The following is a 13,539-nucleotide window of genomic DNA, read 5'->3' on the forward strand; positions in this document are numbered from 1 at the left end:
ACGCCGGCTCTACACCCGAACAACCCCGGATGACCGGAGCGGAGTGCGTGGACCCGGTAGCCTTGAGCGGCAAGCGCGGGTGGGATGTGATCCTCTTTCGTTCGGAACCAAAAGCTCCGAAGCCCGCCAAAGTCTAGCAGAGAGAACCACGTGGACACGATCTCCGGAACCGACGGCCCCTCGAACACCCCCGGAGGCGACGATGAACGGCTCTCCCGCTGGGAAGAAGACGGCGAGCGATCAGCCGAAGCCGCCGGTCGCGACCTCGCCGACGTTCCCGCCGTCGAAGTCATCACGACCACCGCGGTGCACCTGATGAGCGCTGCCGCCGTGAAGGTCGGGCTCGCCGACGACCCCGAGCACCAGACCGATCTCGACGAGGCGCGCAAGCTCATCAATTCCCTGGCGGGGCTCATCACCGCCGGCGCCCCCGAGATCAGCGACATGCACGCCCGGTCGCTCCGCGACGGCCTGCGTTCACTGCAGCTGGCGTTCCGCGAAGCATCCGTGATCCCCGATCCGATCGGCAAGGGGCCCGGGGAGAAGTGGACGGGGCCGGTCAACTGACGACCCTCGTGCGGGGTGCGCAGGTCTCAGGTGGAGCGGTGGAGCTTGACCGTCAGTGAGTCGACGAGGACGGCGATGCGGTCGTCGGCGGCCCAGCGGCGAGCCAGGCGCGCCAGCACTGCGTCGAGCTCTTCCTGCTCGAGGCCCTGCATCAGGTTCAGATGCACGACGAGTTCGGGGCCGCGCAGGCGTCCGGCCGGATCCCCGGGCTCGACGGCGAAGTCGAGGACGGCCAGTTCGGCTCCGACACTCTCCTGCAGGCCGGTGAAAACCTCGGTCGACGTGTGGCTGGGCTCCCAACCGATCCCCTGACCGATCGCCCAGACGGCGGGCCGACGAAGCACGAACTCGGTATCCGAACCGGGATCGATAACGATGAGCTCGGTGTCGTCACCGGCGGCGGCGACCGCCGTGCGCACCCCGTCAGCCGGGATCGGGCGCGCCACGGCATCCCACCGTTTCATCGCGTCGACAGACGTGAAGACCGGCAGCACGCGGCGCCCGTCGGGGGCGGCCACCGTGACGATGGACAGCTCTTGCGTCTTGTCGACGACGAGACCATGCGGGCCGACACCCTCGTCGCCCTTGTCGGCAACGAGCGGTATCAGCAGACGGGCGTGGCGATACGCATCGACGATGGCCCGCGCATCACGGGCGCCCTCCGCATCGGCCGTCAGCGCGAGGAGCAACGAGGGGTCGGCGGAACCGTCGTCAGCCGCGTGGCGGTTGTCTTCGAAGCGCCGCCCCTCCCACGGGACCCCGGCAGAGTCGCCCGAGGGCGTGTCAGCCGCCGGCGACATCCAGCGCCTCGGCCAGGGTGAAGGCTCCGGCGTACAACGCCTTGCCCACGATGGCGCCCTCGACCCCGAGGGGAACGAGTTCACGCAGAGCCGCGATGTCGTCGAGGCTCGAGACGCCACCCGACGCCACGACGGGCTTCGGCGTGCGCTCGGCGATCTCGCGCAGAAGTTCGATGTTCGGACCCTTCAGCGTGCCGTCTTTCGTGACGTCGGTGACGACGTAGCGGCTGCAGCCCGCATCTTCGAGTCGGTCGAGGACGGCCCACAGGTCGCCGCCGTCGCGCGTCCAACCGCGCGCGGCGAGCGTCGTGCCGCGCACGTCGAGCCCGACCGCGATGGCGTCGCCGTAACGCCCGATGACGTCGGCCGCCCACTCGGGATTCTCCAGCGCAGCGGTGCCCAGGTTGATACGGCTCGCTCCGCTGTCGAGGGCTGCCTCCAGAGAGCGGTCGTCACGGATTCCGCCGGAAAGCTCGACCTGCACCCCGCGCACCTGCTTGATGACCTTGCGCATGACTGCGGCGTTGTTGCCGCGGCCGAAGGCTGCGTCGAGGTCGACCAGATGGATCCAGCGCGCGCCCTGTCGAGCGAAATCGGCGGCGGCATCGACGGGATCACCGTAGTTGGTCTCGGTGCCGGCCTCGCCCTGCGTCAGGCGCACAGCCTTGCCGCCGGCGACGTCGACGGCCGGGAGAAGGATCAACTCGGGTGTGGACGCGAAATCGTTCATGGCTCCTCGTGCCGGCGGACGCCGTTCGCTCGCTGTGGCACGAGGTTAGACAGTAGCGTCGGCGAGGCCGTCGATCCAATTGGCGAGGAGGCGGATGCCCGCCTCACCGGACTTCTCGGGGTGGAACTGCGTCGCCGACAGCGGGCCGTTCTCGACGGCCGCGAGGAACGGCTGGCCGTAATCGCACCAGGTCAGAGCGGGCGCGGGGAACGGCGGCTGCACGTCGAGCTCCCACCGCTGCGCGGCATAGGAGTGGACGAAATAGAACCGCTCGTCCTCGATACCCGCGAAGAGCCGCGAGCCCGCGTCGGGCCGCACGGTGTTCCAACCCATGTGCGGGAGTACCGGCGCTTCGAGCTGGGTCACCGCGCCGGGCCACTCCCCCAGTCCGTCGCTGTCCACACCGCGTTCGACGCCGCGCTCGAACAGCACCTGCATGCCGACGCAGATGCCCAGCACCGGACGGCCGCCCGCAAGCCGACGGTCGATCAGGTCGCCGCCGCGGTGCGAGCGCAACGCGCCCATGACGGCTTCGAAGGCACCGACGCCGGGCACGACGAGCCCATCGGCTTCGAGCACGAGGTTTCGATCATTCGTCAGCCGGGCATCCGCGCCCGCCGCAACGAGAGCCTTGACGGCCGAGTGCACGTTGCCCGACCCGTAGTCGAGGACGGCGACCAGGGGGCGCGAGCTCACAGCGCGCCCTTGGTGCTGGGAACGCCCACGATCAACGGATCCAGCGACTTCGCCTGCCGGAACGCGCGGGCGAAGGCCTTGTACTCGGCTTCGGCGATGTGGTGCGGATCGCGGCCGCCGAGCACCCGGACGTGAACGGTCAGGCCGCCGTTGAAGGCGATCGCCTCGAAGGTGTGGCGGACGAGCGATCCGGTGAAGTGCCCGCCGATGAGGTGCTGCTCGAACCCAACGGGCTCTCCGGTGTGCACGAGATACGGGCGCCCGCTGATGTCGACGACCGCCTGCGCAAGTGCCTCGTCCAGCGGGACGAGTGCATCGCCGTAGCGCGAGATGCCGGCTTTGTCGCCCAGCGCCTGCCGGATGGCTGTGCCGAGCACGATCGAGACGTCTTCGACGGTGTGGTGGGCATCGATGTGGGTGTCGCCCGTCGCACGCACCGTCAGATCGGTCAGCGAGTGCTTGGCGAAAGCCGTCAGCATGTGGTCGAAGAACGGAACCGACGTGTCGATCGAGCTCTCACCCGAGCCGTCGAGGTTCAGCTCCAGCTCGACGCTCGACTCGCTCGTGGCGCGGCGCATCGAGGCGGTGCGTGTGGTACCGGTCATGAGCCCGATTCTATCGAGGCCAGCGCGTCGAGGAACGCTGTCGTCTCATCTGCCGTTCCCGCCGTGACGCGCAGGTGGTGGGGGATGCCGATGTCGCGAATGAGCACGCCCCGGTCGTACAGCGCCTGCCAGGTGGCTGCCGGGTCGGCGACGCCGCCGAACAGCACGAAGTTCGTCCACGATTCGTGGGCCTGGTAGCCGAGCGCCTCGACGGTTGCAGAGATGCGGTCACGCTGAGACACGATCTCGTCGACCATCCCGAGCATCGTGTCGGCGTGCCGCAGGGCGGCTGTGGCCGCCGCCTGCGTCAGCGCGCTCAGGTGGTAGGGCAGCCGCACGAGTCGGAGAGCATCGATCAGCGCGGGATCGGCGGCCAGGTAGCCCACGCGTGCGCCTGCGAACGCGAACGCCTTGCTCATCGTGCGCGAGACCGCGAGCCTCGGCCTGCCGGGGAGGAGGGACACCGCAGACGGCACATCGCGCGGCGCGAACTCCTGGTAGGCCTCGTCGACGATCACGATTCCGTCGGTCGCCGCGTACGCCGCCTCGATCACTTCGAGCGACATGGGCGTTCCGGTCGGGTTGTTCGGCGCGCAGAGGAAGGTCACATCAGGCCGCACCTCGGTGATCTGATCCACCGCGGAAGCAGGACTGACCGCGTAGTCGTGCCCGCGGCGGCCGGAGACCCACTCGGCGCCCGTGCCGCGCGTGAGCAGCGGATACATCGAATACGTCGGACCGAAGGAGAATGCGGTGCGACCCGGCCCGGCGAAAGCCTGAAGCAGGTGCTGCAGAACCTCATTCGATCCGTTACCCGCCCAGATCTGGTCGCGCGTCAGCCCCTCACCCAAGTAGTCGGCGAAGGCCTCGCGCAGGCCCGTGAACTCACGATCGGGGTAGCGGTTGATGTCGTGGAGCGCGTGAGCCACGGCATCCATGATGTCTGCCGAGACCTCGTCCGGGACGGGGTGGGTGTTCTCGTTGACGTTCAGCGTCACGGGAAGCGCCGCCTGCGGCGCACCGTAGGGCTTCATTCCTCGCAGGTCGTCGCGGAGAGGGAGATCGTCGAGCGTCGTCACCCCTCGATGCTAGGGCCGACTCAGAGGGTGGTGGCGTACTCCGCGGGGATGGCGAGGCGCTGTCCTGCGGACACGGCGACGCCGTCGAGGGCGTTCAGTCGCACGATCGCGTCGACGACATCGCGGGGATCGGCCGACGGGGCGACCTCTTGCGCGATGCCCCACAGCGAATCGCCCGCCATGACCGTGACCTCGGAGAAGGTGCCCGCCGGTGCTCCGGCATCGCGCGAAGCGAGCGCGGAACCCCCGCTGATCGCGACGAAGCAGATCGCGACGGCGACCGGGAACGCGGCGAGCCCCGCGAGCACCCGACGGCCGCGGACGGTCAGACGAAGGCGCGTCGACGAGGCTGCGGGAAGAGCAGCAGGTGCGCTGGGGGCGAGTGCGATGGCGGTCATGGGGTTTCCTCCTGAGGTGAGAGATTCGCATCGGAGCCTCTGCCGGGAGGTTCCGATGCGAACCTCTATTCCGAAGCTATCTTCGATACAGTCACGGTGTCAAGACCGACCTGATCGCAGATCGATCGAACGCGACACGCGGCGATCAGCCGTGCAACGCGAAAGAATCCGGATACGGTTTCGACAGGGAGAGACCACCACGGACCTCCGACATTCGAAGACCCGCGCCCCCCAGGCGCGAGAGGGAGCAGCCAGAATGAGCGACGCGATGCCGTCCGGCGCCCGAGACAAGCCGCAGACGCGACGACGGAAAAGCCTCAGCGACAAGCAGATGGCGATCCTCGAGGTCATCCAGCGCTCTATCAGTCGTCACGGGTACCCGCCCAGCATGCGAGAGATCGGCGACGCGGTCGGACTCAAGTCGCTCTCGAGCGTGACGCACCAGCTGAACCAGCTCGAGCTCAGCGGATACCTGCGGCGCGACCCCGGCAAGACCCGCGCGATGGAGGTCCTCATCGACCTGCCGGGCACGTCGACCGAGAACCCCGCCGACACCGGGCCCACCGTGGGCGACGCAGCTCTCGTGCCGCTCGTCGGCCGCATCGCCGCCGGCGTGCCCATCACGGCCGACCAGCAGGTCGATGAGGTCTTCCCCCTGCCGCGGCAGCTGGTCGGCAAGGGCGATCTGTTCATGCTGAAGGTGTCGGGCGAGTCGATGATCGACGCCGCGATCTGCGACGGCGACTGGGTCGTGATCCGCTCGCAGTCGAACGCCGAGAACGGCGAGATCGTCGCGGCCATGCTCGACGGCGAAGCCACCGTCAAGACATTCCGCCGCCGCGACGGGCACACCTGGCTCCTCCCCCGCAACAGCGCGTTCGAACCGATCCTCGGAGACGAGGCCGTCGTCCTGGGCAAAGTCGTCGCGGTGCTTCGCGCGGTCTGACTCGACGTGATCCGCCCGTCATAGGGTGAGGGAATGTCCTCCCCCACCCCGTACGGCTCCTGGCCCTCGCCGCTCACCGCCCAGATGGTGGCGGCCGCTTCGCCCCGGATGGACGGTGCACGATTCGTCGGCGACGAGGTCTGGTGGGGCCAGACGGTGCCGTCCGAGGGAGGGCGCACCACCGTGCGGCGACGTCGGGCCGATGGTTCGGTCGACGACATCCTGCCGAACCCGCTCAGCGCCCGGTCGAAAGTGCACGAGTACGGCGGCGGCGCGTGGACGGCCGCGGGCGACGCGCTGGTCTTCTCCTCTCAGGCCGACCAGCGGGTGTGGGCACTCGCCCCGGGCGGCGAGCCGCGTGCGCTCACCCCCGACGACCCCACCGCTCGTTTCGCGGGTCTCACCTGGGCGGCGGGCACCCTGCTGGCGGTGCGTGAGCGCCACGGCACCCACCCCGTGCCGAAGCGCGACATCGTGCGCATCCCCCTCGACGGCTCTGCCGCAACCGACGGTGCCCTCGTCGTGACGGTCGTCGCGGGCAGCGATTTCGTCGCGCAGCCTGCTCTGTCGGCAGACGGCTCGCGACTCGCCTGGGTCGCGTGGGATCACCCCGACATGCCGTGGGATCAGACCCGGCTGCGCGTGGCAGACCTGGTAGAGGGCAGCGGCACGCCCGGTCGCACGATCAACGAACCCGGCACCGCAGCCCTTCAGCCGGTGTGGACGGGGGCGAACGAGCTCACGTACGTCGACGACCCCTCCGGCCGCTGGAACCTGTGGCGTGCCGCACCGGGCGAGGCGCCCATCGCGCTGGCGCCGAGCAACGCCGACACGGGCGGTGCGCTCTGGGTGCTCGGCACCCGTTGGTTCGGCGCGCTCGAGGACGGCCGAATCGTCGCTGTGCGCACCAATGGCGGCGACCAGATCGTCGTCATCGCGGACGGGCGGGCGACGCCCCTCGCGACGCCGGTGGTGGCGGGTGCCGCCGTCGAAGACGTCGCGGGTCATCGCGCCCTGGTATCGGGTGCGACCGCCTCAGGCGGGTCGGGGCTCTGGGTCGTCGACCTCACGGACGCCGCCGACCCCCGAATCGACCGCGTCGCGGGCGAGCGCGGCACCCTGGGCGAGGAGTGGTTCCCCGTCGCGCGAGAGCTGCGGGCGCCGGGGCCGCACGGGCCTGTCCACGCGTTCGTGTACCCGCCGACCAGCCCCGATGCCGAGGCGCCGGCCGACGAGAAGCCGCCGTACCTCGTGCTGGTGCACGGCGGACCCACCTCGCACGTCGGCCCTGCAGCATCCGCCAAGATCGCCTACTTCACGAGCCGCGGCATCGGAGTGCTCGACGTCAACTACGGCGGCTCGACCGGGTACGGCCGGGCCTACCGTGAACGACTCCGCGGCCAGTGGGGCGTCGTCGATGTCGATGACGTCGCCGCCGCGGCAGCAGCACTCTGCGACCAGGGCCTCGCCGACCCCGCGCGCGTCGCGATCGAGGGAGGATCAGCGGGGGGCTGGACCGTTCTTTCCGCGCTCGTACGCACCGACGCATTCGCCGCGGGGATCTCGCGCTACGGCGTCGGCGATGCCCGCGCTCTCGCCGCCGACACGCACGACTTCGAGGCGCGCTACCTCGACGGACTCATCGGGCCCCTCCCCGAAGCGGAGCAGCTGTACATCGACCGCTCACCCTTGACTGCGGCCGATCGGTTCCGGGTACCGATGCTGATCCTCCAGGGTTCTGAAGACGCCGTCGTCCCACCGACACAGGCCGAAGCCATTCGCGACGCGCTCATCGAGCGGGGCGTGCCCCACGCCTACGTCTTGTACGAGGGCGAGGGCCACGGTTTCCGCCGCGGAGAGACGATCGTCCACGCGCTCGAGAGCGAACTGTCGTTCCTCGGCGAGGTGTTCGGCTTCGCTACTCCCGGGGTGGCTCCGATTCGGCTGGAGTAGTCACCGGCTGTCCTCAGCGTCTGTGCAGATGACGGTGACGGATGCTGCGGGGCAGCCGCGATGATGCTCAGGCCGAGAACGGCTCGAGGTCGGAGGCGAGCTTCGCACCGACGTGCGCGTGGAGGAAAGTGCCCTCCTCCTGGTGCTCCTGCGAGACGATGATGCCGCTCTCGTGTGCGGCCGAGACGAGATCGCCCCGGTCGTAGGGAACCACCGCGCGCACCTCGACCGCCGGGAGCGGCAACGCCTGCTCGATGACGGCCCGGAGTTCGTCGATGCCCTCGCCGGTGCGCGACGAGACGAACAGTGCCGACGACACGAGGCCGCGCAACAGGAGACGCGAATCAGCGTCGACGAGATCGGCCTTGTTGAAGACGACGATCTCGCGCGTCGAGCGGGCACCGACGTCGCCCATCACGTCGCGGACGGTGGCGAGCTGGGCGACCGGGTCGGGGTGGGATCCGTCGACGACGTGAACGATCACGTCGGCATCGCCGACCTCCTCCAGCGTCGAGCGGAACGCCTCGACCAGTTGATGGGGAAGGTTCCGCACGAAACCGACCGTGTCGGTCAGCGTGTACACGCGCCCGTCGGCGGTTTCGGACCGGCGCACAGACGTGTCGAGGGTGGCGAACAAGGCGTTCTCGACGAGCACGCCCGCCCGGGTGAGGCGGTTCAGCAGGCTCGACTTGCCGGCGTTGGTGTAGCCCGTGATGGCGACGGCCGGGATGGTGTTGCGCTTGCGCTCAGCGCGCTTCGCGTCGCGGGCAGGGGTGAAGTCACGGATCTGACGTCGCAGCTGCGCCATCTTCGTGCGGATCCGACGACGATCGAGCTCGATCTTGGTCTCACCGGGGCCACGCGAACCCATACCGGCACCGCCGGCACCGACCTGGCCACCGGCCTGCCGGCTCATCGAGTCACCCCAGCCGCGCAGGCGCGGGAGGAGGTACTCGAGCTGCGCCAGTTCGACCTGCGCCTTGCCCTCGCGGCTCTTGGCGTGCTGGCTGAAGATGTCGAGGATGACGGTGGTGCGATCGATCACCTTGACCTTCACGACGTCCTCGAGCGCGCGCCGCTGGCTGGGTGCCAGCTCGGTGTCGACGATCACGGTGTCGGCGCCGACAGACGCGACGATGTCGCGCAGCTCCTGCGCCTTGCCGCTGCCGATGTAGGTGGCGGGGTCGGGATTCGGCCGCCGCTGCAGCACGCCGTCGAGCACGACGGCACCCGCGGTCTCGGCCAGGGCGGAGAGCTCGCGCAACGAGTTCTCGGCTTCTTCCTGCTGGCCCTGCGGGTGCACGCCCACGAGAACGACGTTCTCGAGGCGCAGCTGGCGGTACTCGACCTCGGTGACGTCTTGGAGTTCGGTCGAAAGACCGACGACACGGCGCAAGGCCGCGCGGTCTTCGCGCTCCCACTGATCGCCGTCCGTGTCGGCGTACGACACGGTCCTGTCGTCTTGGAGGGCCTGGGCCGATCCGAACACACGCACCCCGGAACGCGCATCAGCGCGCGCGAGAACTCGATCCACCGGGTCCGCCGGGGACTCGTCCGCACTCTGGGGGATGGTGGTGTCTGTCATCTGATCCTTCCATCGCGCCGCCCTCAGCCGTTGGCCGGGGCCGCAGCATCCATAAACTCTAATCCTCCCCTCGGGAGGATGCTCTCCGATACGCTCTCGGCATGGGGAGCGACCACTACTTCACCGGGTCACCCTCCAGCGCCGAGAACCTGCGGCACCTGCGAGTCACCCTCGCCGGTCGTGACGTCGAGGTTGTCACGGCTGGCGGCGTGTTCAGTCCTGAGAGGGTGGATGCCGGCACCGCCGTGCTGTTGGCCAACACCCCGCCCCCGCCTGCGGGCGGAAGCTTTCTCGATCTCGGATGCGGGTGGGGACCGATCTCGCTGTCACTCGCGTTCGATGCCCCCCACGCGACCGTGTGGGCTGTCGACGTGAACGAGCGTGCGCTCGACCTCGTCCGGCGCAACGCCGAAACCCTCGGACTCACCAACATCAACGCCGTCCGGCCGGAGGATGTTCCCTCGGACGTCGCGTTCCGCACGATCCGCTCCAACCCCCCGATCCGGGTGGGGAAGAACGAGCTGCACGGGATGCTGACGCAGTGGCTCCCCCGCCTCGAAGAGCGATCCGACGCGTGGTTGGTCGTGCAGCGCAACCTCGGCTCCGACTCGTTGCAGCGGTGGCTCGCGGCGACGTTCCCCCGGGGCTACAGCGTGCAGCGCGCAGCGACGGGGCGCGGATACCGCGTGCTGAAGGTGCGCCGCCACGGCATCCCTCAGACCGAAGCGATCGACATCGTCGACCCGGGCGACACCGGCCTTCAGGCGAGCGAGACCTCGCCCGAGTAGACGAGGACCGCCGGGCCCGACAGCAGCACGTGTTCGCCGTCCGCCTCGTCGACGATGCGCACGCCCAGGGTGCCGCCCGGCACGTCGACCTGCCAGCGACGCGGAGCCGCGGGACCGGCCCAGTGGCGCACCGCGAGGGCCGCCGCCGCCACTCCCGTGCCGCACGAGAGCGTCTCGCCCACACCGCGTTCGAACACCCGCATGCGAACCTCGCCGACGCCGTCGCGCACGAGCGGGTCGCCCGGGACGACGAACTCGACGTTCGCCCCGTGCCGCGGCTCGGGGTCGAGGATGGGCCGGTACGCCAGGTCGAGCGCGTCGAGCTCGGTGTGGGACGACAGCGCGACGACGATGTGCGGGTTGCCGACGTCAATCCCGGTTCCGGGGCGGGCGACGTCGAGCCCGCGCGCGCGCACCAGGGTGTCGTCGGGTTCGGCGCGCCAGGTTCCGAGGTCGACCTCGAACCCGCGATCGCTGCGGGTGAGCGTCTTCACTCCCGCGCGCGTGCCAATCACGAGCCCCTGATCGATCGAGGCGAGGCCCGCGTCGACGAGGTACCGGGCGAACACGCGCGCTCCGTTGCCGCACATCTCTGCCGGCGAACCGTCGGCGTTGCGGTAATCCATGAACCATTCGGCTCCGGATGCTGCGGCCGCGGCGCCCTCGTCGATCGCCGTCGAGCGAACCGCGCGCAACAGACCGTCGGCGCCGATGCCGATGTGCCGGTCGCAGAGCGCCGCGACCTGATCGTCGGACAGATCGAGCGAGCCGTCGGGGTCGGCGATCACGACGAAATCGTTGCCGGTGCCGTGACCCTTCGTGAACGGGAGGGTGCGCGCCATGGCTCCAGTCTAGGAGGGCACAACCGCGCTGTCAGTCGGCCGGAGTGGTCTCGACGAGGGTGCGGGCGTCTACCACTCGGGCATCGACCCACCGGATCGCCTCGTAGCGACGGAACCATGAGACCTGGCGCCGCGCGTAGCGACGGGTCAACGCCTGGGTCTCAGCGATGGCCTCGGCTTCGCTCAGCTCGCCCCGCAGCTGCGCGAGTGCCTGGGCGTAGCCGATGGCGCGCCGCGCGGTGACGCCGTCTTCGAGCCCCCGCGCGCGAAGCGCGTCCGCCTCGGCGACGAGACCGTCGCGCCACATCCGCTCGACGCGCTGATCGAGCAGCGGGACGAGCTCAGGGCGCTCGATCTGCGCGCCGACGACGGTCGTCGCCGCCCGCCACAAGACGGGGGCGGCCGGAAGCGCCGCGCCGTGGGTGCTCTCCCCCTGGGCGAGGACCTCCAGAGCCCGCACCACCCGGCGGCCGTTCTTGGGGTCGATCCGTGCAGCGGTCACCGGATCACGGTCGCGGAGCCGCGCGAACAGCACACCCGGGCCGACGCGCTCCAGCTCGGCCTCGAGCTCCGCCCGCACCAGGTCGTCGTGCGGCGGAAAGCGGAAGTCGTACAGCACGCTCGACACGTACAGCCCGGAGCCGCCGACGAGGATCGCGTCGGCGCCGCGGGCGAAGATCTCATCGATCGTCCGGCGCGCGGCATCCTGGTACCCCGCGACGGCCGCCTCCTCGGTCACCTCGAGCGCGTCGAAGAGGTGATGACGGATGCCGCGGCGTTGCTCGACTCCGATCTTCGCGGTGCCGATGTCCATGCCCCGGTAGAGCTGCATGGCATCGGCGTTCACGATCTCGGCCGAGATCCCTTTCGCGGCCAGCGCCTCGGCGAGCGTGAGCGACAACCCGGTCTTGCCGGTTCCGGTCGCACCGACGACGGCCCAGAGCCTCGGCGGCCGGCTCACACCCCGACGCGGAGGGCGGGAAGACCCAGCGACACGGCGCGAGGAGCACCGGCTTCGTCGACAGCCGGCACGGCGCAGGAATCTGCGAGCGAGCGTTCCCACGCGTCTCCGGCACGCGTGCGGCGGATGCGCAACGGCGCGTCGCCCGCGACGTCGGCGAGCAAGAAGTAGGGCGCCGCGCGGGTGACCGACACCGTGACGACATCACCGGGTCTGGGGAGCGGAGACCCCTCGGGGACCTCGAAATGGACGAGCCGATTGTCTTCGGCGCGTCCGGTCAGGCGGTGCGTCGAGGCGTCTTTGCGCCCCTCGCTCGTCGACACGAGCACCTGGAGCTCACGACCGACCTGGAGTTCGCTCTCTTCCAGCGAGATGCGGTCTTGCAGGGCGAGCAAGCGCTCGTAACGCTCCTGGACCACGGCCTTCGGCACCTGGTCGGGCATTGTCGCTGCCGGGGTGCCCTCGCGCACCGAGTACTGGAAGGTGTAGGCGCTCGAGAAGCGGGATGCTTCGACCACGCGCAAGGTCTCTTGGAAGTCTTCCTCGGTCTCACCCGGGAAACCGACGATGATGTCGGTGGTGATGGACGCCTGCGGCATCTGCGCGCGGACACGCTCGAGGATCCCGAGGAACCGTTCGCTTCGGTAGGAGCGACGCATCGCCTTCAGAACGCGGTCGCTTCCTGACTGCAGCGGCATGTGCAGCTGCGGCATCACCGCCGGCGTCTCGGCCATCGCGGCGATGACGTCGTCGGTGAAGGCCGCGGGGTGCGGGCTGGTGAAGCGGATGCGTTCGAGCCCCTCGATCTCGCCCGCCGCGCGCAGTAGCTTGCTGAAGGCGTGGCGGTCGCCGAACTCGATGCCGTAGGAATTGACGTTCTGCCCGAGAAGGGTGACCTCGATGGCACCGTCGTCGACGAGCATGCGGATCTCGTTCAGGATGTCGCCCGGGCGGCGGTCTTTCTCCTTACCGCGGAGGCTCGGCACGATGCAGAAGGTGCAGGTGTTGTTGCAGCCGACCGAGATCGACACCCACCCCGCAGCGACACTGTCGCGCTTGGTCGGAAGGGTCGAGGGGAAGACCTCGAGCGACTCGAGGATCTCGAGCTCGGCCTCCTCGTTGTGGCGGGCACGTTCGAGCAGGCTCGGCAGCGACCCCATGTTGTGGGTGCCGAAGACGACGTCGACCCAGGGCGCCTTGTCGAGCACCGCCTGCTTGTCCATCTGCGCCATGCAGCCGCCGACGGCGATCTGCATACCCTCCCGCACGTCCTTGCGCGATTTGAGGTGGCCCAGGGTGCCGTAGAGCTTGCCCGCGGCGTTGTCGCGGACCGCGCAGGTGTTGATGACCACGACGTCGGCTTCGTCACCTGCCGGGGCCGGCACGTACCCGGCGCTTTCGAGCGATCCCGACAACCGCTCTGAATCGTGGACGTTCATCTGGCAGCCGAAGGTGCGCACCTCGTAGGTACGCGGCTGCCCGTCGAGGCGCAGAGCGGCGGGCGATCGGTCGATCAGCGTGGGGGCGCTGGAAAGCATGGTCATGATCGGGCCATTCTACGAGCCCCCTGCCGGAGACGCTCGGCCAAG

14 protein-coding genes are annotated in these 13,539 nt (G+C 69.5%); 4 read left to right on the top strand and 10 right to left on the bottom strand.

The window, feature by feature from the left end:
• Nucleotides 1-150 precede the first annotated feature (150 nt).
• Nucleotides 151-567 (top strand): DUF1844 domain-containing protein, encoded by a 417-nt coding sequence (locus ACFXQA_RS00115; protein ID WP_394517750.1) that lies wholly within the window; start codon nucleotides 151-153, stop codon nucleotides 565-567.
• Between the two features lie 26 nt (nucleotides 568-593).
• Here the strand turns inward: ACFXQA_RS00115 and ACFXQA_RS00120 are convergent, their stop codons facing one another.
• From ACFXQA_RS00120 to ACFXQA_RS00145, 6 genes are read right to left on the bottom strand one after another with little or no spacing between them, the layout of a single operon-like run.
• On the bottom strand, nucleotides 594-1,367 hold the full coding sequence (locus ACFXQA_RS00120) for an SseB family protein (RefSeq protein ID WP_394517751.1): 774 nt from the start codon (nucleotides 1,365-1,367) through the stop codon (nucleotides 594-596).
• Nucleotides 1,351-2,097 carry a bifunctional 1-(5-phosphoribosyl)-5-((5-phosphoribosylamino)methylideneamino)imidazole-4-carboxamide isomerase/phosphoribosylanthranilate isomerase PriA gene (gene priA / locus ACFXQA_RS00125; protein ID WP_394517752.1) on the bottom strand — a complete coding sequence of 249 codons (747 nt, stop codon included), beginning with the start codon at nucleotides 2,095-2,097 and terminating at the stop codon, nucleotides 1,351-1,353. The genes ACFXQA_RS00120 and priA overlap by 17 nt, the downstream gene beginning before the upstream one ends.
• Before the next feature lie 45 nt (nucleotides 2,098-2,142).
• Entirely contained in the window at nucleotides 2,143-2,793 is a 651-nt protein-coding gene (gene hisH / locus ACFXQA_RS00130; protein ID WP_394517753.1) for an imidazole glycerol phosphate synthase subunit HisH, read from the bottom strand.
• Nucleotides 2,790-3,398: an imidazoleglycerol-phosphate dehydratase HisB gene (gene hisB / locus ACFXQA_RS00135; protein WP_394517754.1), complete on the bottom strand. Its 609-nt coding sequence runs from the start codon at nucleotides 3,396-3,398 to the stop codon at nucleotides 2,790-2,792. Before hisB ends, hisH begins: the two co-directional genes overlap by 4 nt.
• The gene (locus tag ACFXQA_RS00140) at nucleotides 3,395-4,477 is read right to left on the bottom strand and encodes a histidinol-phosphate transaminase (protein WP_394517755.1); all 1,083 of its coding nucleotides are present in this window, start codon (nucleotides 4,475-4,477) and stop codon (nucleotides 3,395-3,397) included. The genes hisB and ACFXQA_RS00140 overlap by 4 nt, the downstream gene beginning before the upstream one ends.
• A gap of 20 nt (nucleotides 4,478-4,497) precedes the next feature.
• Entirely contained in the window at nucleotides 4,498-4,875 is a 378-nt protein-coding gene (locus tag ACFXQA_RS00145) for a LysM peptidoglycan-binding domain-containing protein (protein WP_394517756.1), read from the bottom strand.
• Between the two features lie 268 nt (nucleotides 4,876-5,143).
• Here ACFXQA_RS00145 and lexA point away from each other — a divergent pair, with 268 nt between their 5' ends.
• Both lexA and ACFXQA_RS00155 read left to right on the top strand, forming a co-directional pair.
• The gene (gene lexA / locus ACFXQA_RS00150) at nucleotides 5,144-5,821 is read left to right on the top strand and encodes a transcriptional repressor LexA (RefSeq protein ID WP_394517829.1); all 678 of its coding nucleotides are present in this window, start codon (nucleotides 5,144-5,146) and stop codon (nucleotides 5,819-5,821) included.
• A gap of 33 nt (nucleotides 5,822-5,854) precedes the next feature.
• Entirely contained in the window at nucleotides 5,855-7,774 is a 1,920-nt protein-coding gene (locus ACFXQA_RS00155) for a S9 family peptidase (protein ID WP_394517757.1), read from the top strand.
• A 67-nt stretch (nucleotides 7,775-7,841) separates the two neighbouring features.
• On the opposite strand, the gene hflX is transcribed toward ACFXQA_RS00155, so the two are convergent.
• Entirely contained in the window at nucleotides 7,842-9,359 is a 1,518-nt protein-coding gene (gene hflX, locus ACFXQA_RS00160) for a GTPase HflX (protein WP_394517758.1), read from the bottom strand.
• 101 nt (nucleotides 9,360-9,460) lie between these two features.
• On the opposite strand from hflX, the gene ACFXQA_RS00165 reads away from it, so the two are divergent.
• A complete protein-coding gene (locus ACFXQA_RS00165; protein WP_394517759.1) occupies nucleotides 9,461-10,147 on the top strand; it encodes a class I SAM-dependent methyltransferase in 687 nt (228 codons plus the stop codon).
• Here the strand turns inward: ACFXQA_RS00165 and dapF are convergent.
• The 3 genes from dapF to miaB are packed head-to-tail and all read right to left on the bottom strand — an operon-like array spanning nucleotide 10,120 to nucleotide 13,494.
• Nucleotides 10,120-10,989, bottom strand: a complete 870-nt coding sequence (gene dapF / locus ACFXQA_RS00170; protein ID WP_394517760.1) for a diaminopimelate epimerase — start codon at nucleotides 10,987-10,989, stop codon at nucleotides 10,120-10,122. The genes ACFXQA_RS00165 and dapF overlap by 28 nt on opposite strands.
• Before the next feature lie 31 nt (nucleotides 10,990-11,020).
• Complete coding sequence (gene miaA, locus ACFXQA_RS00175) at nucleotides 11,021-11,950, bottom strand: tRNA (adenosine(37)-N6)-dimethylallyltransferase MiaA (RefSeq protein ID WP_394517761.1); 930 nt, start codon at nucleotides 11,948-11,950, stop codon at nucleotides 11,021-11,023.
• On the bottom strand, nucleotides 11,947-13,494 hold the full coding sequence (miaB, locus tag ACFXQA_RS00180) for a tRNA (N6-isopentenyl adenosine(37)-C2)-methylthiotransferase MiaB (RefSeq protein ID WP_394517762.1): 1,548 nt from the start codon (nucleotides 13,492-13,494) through the stop codon (nucleotides 11,947-11,949). The genes miaA and miaB overlap by 4 nt, the downstream gene beginning before the upstream one ends.
• Between the last annotated feature and the right edge of the window lie 45 nt (nucleotides 13,495-13,539).

Source organism: Microbacterium shimangi (assembly GCF_043556445.1).
GTDB lineage: Bacteria > Actinomycetota > Actinomycetes > Actinomycetales > Microbacteriaceae > Microbacterium.

What these genes read in the sequence shown, in the direction of transcription:
- ACFXQA_RS00120 (WP_394517751.1), bottom strand. Translation starts at nt 1,367, where the DNA reads ATGTCGCCGGCGGCTGACACGCCCTCGGGCGACTCTGCCGGGGTCCCG.
- priA (WP_394517752.1), bottom strand. Translation starts at nt 2,097, where the DNA reads ATGAACGATTTCGCGTCCACACCCGAGTTGATCCTTCTCCCGGCCGTC.
- hisB (WP_394517754.1), bottom strand. Translation starts at nt 3,398, where the DNA reads ATGACCGGTACCACACGCACCGCCTCGATGCGCCGCGCCACGAGCGAG.
- ACFXQA_RS00145 (WP_394517756.1), bottom strand. Translation starts at nt 4,875, where the DNA reads ATGACCGCCATCGCACTCGCCCCCAGCGCACCTGCTGCTCTTCCCGCA.
- lexA (WP_394517829.1), top strand. Translation starts at nt 5,144, where the DNA reads ATGCCGTCCGGCGCCCGAGACAAGCCGCAGACGCGACGACGGAAAAGC.
- ACFXQA_RS00155 (WP_394517757.1), top strand. Translation starts at nt 5,855, where the DNA reads ATGTCCTCCCCCACCCCGTACGGCTCCTGGCCCTCGCCGCTCACCGCC.
- hflX (WP_394517758.1), bottom strand. Translation starts at nt 9,359, where the DNA reads ATGACAGACACCACCATCCCCCAGAGTGCGGACGAGTCCCCGGCGGAC.
- ACFXQA_RS00165 (WP_394517759.1), top strand. Translation starts at nt 9,461, where the DNA reads ATGGGGAGCGACCACTACTTCACCGGGTCACCCTCCAGCGCCGAGAAC.
- dapF (WP_394517760.1), bottom strand. Translation starts at nt 10,989, where the DNA reads ATGGCGCGCACCCTCCCGTTCACGAAGGGTCACGGCACCGGCAACGAT.
- miaB (WP_394517762.1), bottom strand. Translation starts at nt 13,494, where the DNA reads ATGACCATGCTTTCCAGCGCCCCCACGCTGATCGACCGATCGCCCGCC.